5 protein-coding genes are annotated in these 3985 nt (G+C 52.6%); all 5 read left to right on the forward strand.

Annotated elements, in window-relative coordinates; all coding sequences use genetic code 11:
* Positions 1–396: hypothetical protein (locus NWQ23_RS07390; RefSeq protein WP_306165623.1), on the forward strand; the 396-nt coding region annotated here is incomplete at its 5' end.
* 161 nt (positions 397–557) lie between these two features.
* Positions 558–1016, forward strand: coding sequence for a hypothetical protein (locus NWQ23_RS07395; RefSeq protein WP_306165624.1), 459 nt, complete (start codon positions 558–560; stop codon positions 1014–1016).
* 304 nt (positions 1017–1320) lie between these two features.
* Positions 1321–2181 carry a hypothetical protein gene (locus tag NWQ23_RS07400; RefSeq protein ID WP_306165625.1) on the forward strand — a complete coding sequence of 287 codons (861 nt, stop codon included), beginning with the start codon at positions 1321–1323 and terminating at the stop codon, positions 2179–2181.
* A 351-nt stretch (positions 2182–2532) separates the two neighbouring features.
* Positions 2533–3171, forward strand: coding sequence for a TetR/AcrR family transcriptional regulator (locus tag NWQ23_RS07405; RefSeq protein ID WP_306165626.1), 639 nt, complete (start codon positions 2533–2535; stop codon positions 3169–3171).
* A complete protein-coding gene (locus NWQ23_RS07410) occupies positions 3168–3932 on the forward strand; it encodes a hypothetical protein (RefSeq protein ID WP_306165627.1) in 765 nt (254 codons plus the stop codon). Before NWQ23_RS07405 ends, NWQ23_RS07410 begins: the two co-directional genes overlap by 4 nt.
* Positions 3933–3985: the final 53 nt, after the last annotated feature.

The raw sequence follows: 3985 nt of genomic DNA on the forward strand, positions 1-3985 counted from the left end.
GGCGAAAGCGGCCGCAACGCCGCAGCATTGACCCGTCATGCCCACAATACTGCAGCCGATTGGGACCGGCGCATCGCCCAGTGGCAAGACGAGACGAGCGAAAGGATCGGACCGGAACCGCACCGCGCGGGCGTCGCTATCAACGAATCTTATTTCTTGGTGGATGGGCTCACGGTGGCGACCTCAGCCAAGGGCGCGCCCTCGGGTCGGCCACACTTTGGGCTGATCGAATGCCACGACTACGCGCTCTATAACACCATGGACCTTTGGATTTATGCTGCCGAAGCGGTCGCGCGGTTCTTTCCCGATCTGAACATGCGGCCAATGGCGGCGTGGTGGGTTGATGTGTCGGGCTGTCACAACATGAGCGAACGACAGGATTTGAAACTTGAATAGCTTGTTCTCACAAGCGCGCAACGCTGATGAGTCGCCTGCAATGACAAAGCTGCCCCCTTTTGGGGAAGTCCTGTCAGTGTCGGCTTTTTGATCTTGGTTTGTGGCACGCTGGCACGCTCTGGAACTTTGACAAACCGGCCTTTCAAGGCGTACTTTATCGGATGAAAAAACTTGTCATTGTCTGTCTGTTGTTGGGTGTTTTTGCTGCAGGATTGGCCTTGACCGCCTGGCCATATCTTTTTGGAATAAGGCACTACACTCTGGATGAGCTTATCGGGTTGAACTGCGAAGAACTGGGTGAGAAGCAAGAAGAGGTGATCTTTGCCTATCACGACGCGTCCCTTGCCCACTACCACAGAACAGGGGCCTTTGAGGACGATCTGGGACTGCCAAAGGAAGAGGTTTTGCCCTTTGTCATTTTGATGAAGAAGGTGATTCAGGATAACGCATTCACTGGGTTCGATCTATCCAAGCCATTCTTTCCTTCGGCTTCTGCTTCAACGCCAAGACTGCATTCCGAATTTTATGCTGAGATATCCCGTCTTTGTGCAACAAGCCCGTCGCTGGATGCAATCGAAGCAATGGGACAAGCCGCAACAAATCTCGCGTTCATGCGTTGACCGGCAAGTCCAAATGAACCGTGCGAGTCCTCTGGGAAACCGCATCGGCTCTGGGTCTGAATGTGGTTCTTGGAACATTAAACTTTGCCATCAAGCCCGTGGTAGACTTTGAAATCGAACCTGTTCATCATTGATGAAAGGTCGAAAGAATGCGGACAAAAGGGGCGGGCGTTTGGGACAGTATTTGGGGGTCTGCCTTGTTTGTTTTGGAGTTGTCCTGACCTCCAAGGCACAGGCTGGATGTGCGCCAGGGCAGGAACCATTCACGTCATGCCAAATTGAGGGTCGGAACACAGAAGTCTTCGTGTGCTTCGACGACAATGTCGCGACCTATAGCTATGGACCAATTGGCGGATCGCCAGAATTGTTCCTGTCCGAGACCATTGCCCAAGTCGATTTTCAACCTTGGTCCGGTCTCGGAACAGCGATCAGCGAAAGCGTCACCTTTTACAACGGTGATTACGGCTATGACGTTGGCGGAGGCTTTGACCGCCCGTTTTCCGAAGAAGAGATGCTGCTTGGACCCAGGCGCTTCGGATGGGTTGAGGTGACACAAAGTGGCGCGCGGATAGCCAGTCTCCGGTGTATCCCCGAAACGGTGAGCTATGGTTTTGGTGGCGGACTTTATGACGCCAAACTGGCCGCTGGTCTTATCTGGGACTCGTATTCCGCAACATGGATATCCGATCGCATTCCGCTGACGGCTGCGCCGATCTTGATAGAAAGCCGCCAATCTGAAGCTGTCGCGGATTGCCTGCCGGCATCAGAGTTTAGGCTCAATGGCGTCAGGATGGGCGATCCGTTGAACAAGCTTGGTAAGCTGGGATCGCCAGAAGCGACCGAAGAGACAACAAATGGCGGCCAACCGATTGATCGGATGACACTTGTTGGCGCGCATATCGATCTTGTCCAAGATATCGTTGTTGCAATGTCCACGACATCGCCAGATTGGCATTTGCCCTCGGGCCTGAGGGTCGGTTTGACACGTGGCGAAGTGATCCGCATCCTTGGGCGGGTGCCAAATGGGTACACGGCCACATCGCAAACATTCGTTGCCCACGTCTGCTCTGAACATCAGGACGCCGACGACGAATGGAGCCTCTTGATCGCGTTCGGACAGGACAAGCGTGTGAGCAGTATAAGTTTTGTGAGCCCTTCACATTAGATTATTGTCGCGCCGCTGGAGGTTTCATCGCATCTGTTGTGACCCCCCGCTGAACTTTCTGGCCAACGGCCATGCGTAGGCTGGGCAATGCCGCGGTGCGAATGGACCGGAACTGACGTTTGTGCTCTGAGACAGCAACCTGGCACGTCGAATGCATCCGGACCAAAGCCGACCTTAATTACATTCGCGGCGAATGGCAGCTTCGAGCCCAATTCAACCGATGCTGCAAACTGTACGAAAGTCTGGTTTGGCCGCTTCCCTTTCCGACTTGCGCTAATACCTAGGCCATTCAAGAAAAAACCTCGAACGCGTAGGCTTGCGCTTTAAATTAATAAGCGCTAATTTAATAAGATGACTGAATCACCTAAGCCAAGGCGCGGCCGTCCACCGCTGTCTAATAAAACAGAGACGCGAGATCGCATCCTAGACGCTGCGTTGGAAGTTTTTTCCGAACGCGGTTTCGATGGCGCTACTGTTCGCCAGATCGCTGCCAAAGTTGGCGTGAGCGATCCCGCGCTTTACGCCCATTTCAAAGGTAAGAAAGAGATATTTGAGGCTCTTTTGAAACTTGCTGGGCCTGATCTGCTAGCAAGCGCAGGTCCTTCTCTGGAGTCCGAAAAGACGCCTATGCAACTCGCAATCCCAGAAACGTTTGGGAACATTGTCGCGACGTGGTCGACCCCCCGCGCCAGAGCGTTTGCTTCACTCGTCTTGCGTATGGGACCAGATGGACTCAGCAATATGTTGCAAGATGTTTCCCTACGATTGCGGCCGCATTTCACCGCTTGGCAGGAGCGAGGAGAACTGTGCAAGGACATTCCTGTCGACGTCGCAATTTGGCAGGTCATCGGGCCGCTCGCGGCGCTTCGTATCACGTATTTGCACGGAAACGCATCAAAAGCTGATGTCGCGCGCGCCAAGTTGTTGGCCAAAACCCACTTGAAAATTGTCGCACAAACTCTCACCCAATCGAGGAGACAAGAAGAATGAAAGATCAAGGCGAAACCCTACAAATCGTTGGCCCCAAAAACAAATTTCCTGAAGTGTCACTGATCGAGCCCGCGCATTCCGGTTATCTCTTGCTTGCTATCGAGGTTGATAATCGCCCGCCAATAGGCTTCTTCATAGAAAGTAAAGCTAAGAAAAAACTGCTCGATAGGCTTAAGACCTTAGCACAGACGTTGGGTGCGGCTGATGACGTTTTAGACGCCACTGTCTTCAAAGCGCAGATCATCCCCCCTGGACGAGGGGCGTTTTTATACAAGCGACCAGAAGTCAAAATTGCCAAATTTGACGTTGTTTTGCTGGTAGAATTCGTGACGGTCGATGCAGCAAAAAAATACCAAAAGACACCTGAATGGGCAGCACTAGTGGCGGATACTCAAAAGAGTTCGCGCAATGTCATGAGCATTGCCGCGTCCAACACGCGCAGGATTGGCCCCGTCGATCATGCGGCCAATGGCGTCTTCTTGTTCAACTACTTCTACGCGGACAGTTTGGATATCAATCTGCAGGTGTGGAATTACACAGCGGGCTGGTTTCAAGATCAGACCGGCCTCGACAATTCCACCGTTTTATTGCCCGATGACGCGACCCAAGTACCCTATACAATTATCAATCACTGTCGTTGGGACAGGCTGCGCGATATCTTACCATCGTTGCTTTTCAACAGGTCGTTCAAACCATTCGTTCTGGATAATTTCGAGCAGAACAACACAGCAGCCATTCCGATCCTTTATAAGCTGGCTTGACGATCTAGCGAATACTCCCAACGCAGAGCAGTCATTGGGGCAAGTGCAGCGAA

Origin of the sequence: Yoonia sp. (assembly GCF_030731595.1) — a bacterium.
Classification (GTDB): domain Bacteria; phylum Pseudomonadota; class Alphaproteobacteria; order Rhodobacterales; family Rhodobacteraceae; genus Yoonia.